The following is a 1030-nucleotide window of genomic DNA, read 5'->3' on the forward strand; positions in this document are numbered from 1 at the left end:
TAATTATACGTATAGTCCTCTCTGGTAAAATATTGATTCTCTGAGTTATATGCTTCATATGTGTTATATTCCCCGACCTCAAAACCATTGTCCGGAGAATTTTCGTCTTTCTCGAGGGTGTTATCTGAAAGTAACTCTTCTGAGCTAGAGTCTTCTATGTTTAAATCCATAGTATAATTAATTTGGGGAATTACCAGATAAGCATTTTCTTTTATATTTTCATAATCTTCAATGATTATGTCGATATAATCATGTATTTTTTCTGATGAGAAATCTATCATCTCTGGTAATTTAATTCTGTTCAAGCAATTATTGATTTTCGATGAGCTTTTATATATTTCTTTTGTTAATTCATTTTCTAATTTATCTGTAAGAGTTGCTCTTGGTATAGATTTTATAATTGCAAATCTCATGATTTTTAATTGTTCTTCGGTAATATCTCCAAGCTCATTTAAACAACTTTCGACAAGCTTAATTTTTTCTTCAGAATACATATCGCTAATGCTTGTTAGAACAGGCGTTATTTTTAGTAAATAATCCCAGGAGATTGTGGTGTTTTGTTTTGAACTAACGAAATTTACCTGAAACATGTTGGCATTAGTAAAATCTGTGTCATCCAATTTAAAAGGATTTAAAATTGCATTGGCCATATGTTTATCTGTAAAATCATAAAGTTCTAAATCGATATTCCGTAAGTCCAGAGAGGATAGATCAACTATACCTCCAGTCCCACAACTAAAAACTAAGTTCAACCTCCTGATTTCATTGTAAATGTCTTTCAATGGGAAATTAACATTGATATTGCCTGTGGATATTTCCTGGTTTTTTAACGGTTCATTAATTGTAAGTTCACAGGTATTGTCTGATCGTTGAATAATTAGGGCGTTATAACCAAAAAAATCCATACGAAGAGACGAATCATTATAAATAATTACATTTTGTAAGTACGCTAATTCTTTTTGAAAATCACCAGTGATAATGCATTTTCCACCTGGTTGTAACGCGTTAAGTAAAGTGACCATTTGAATAG

The 1030-nt window shown here is 30.9% G+C and carries 1 protein-coding gene; it reads right to left on the reverse strand.

Going from position 1 to position 1030, the window contains the following annotated elements; all coding sequences use genetic code 11:
• A partial coding sequence (locus E0D98_RS24690) for a hypothetical protein (protein WP_165941064.1) occupies positions 1-1030 on the reverse strand: 1030 nt, incomplete at both ends.

The sequence above is a fragment of the Escherichia sp. KCJ4928 genome (assembly GCF_004352695.1).
Classification (GTDB): Bacteria; Pseudomonadota; Gammaproteobacteria; order Enterobacterales; family Enterobacteriaceae; genus ECMA0423.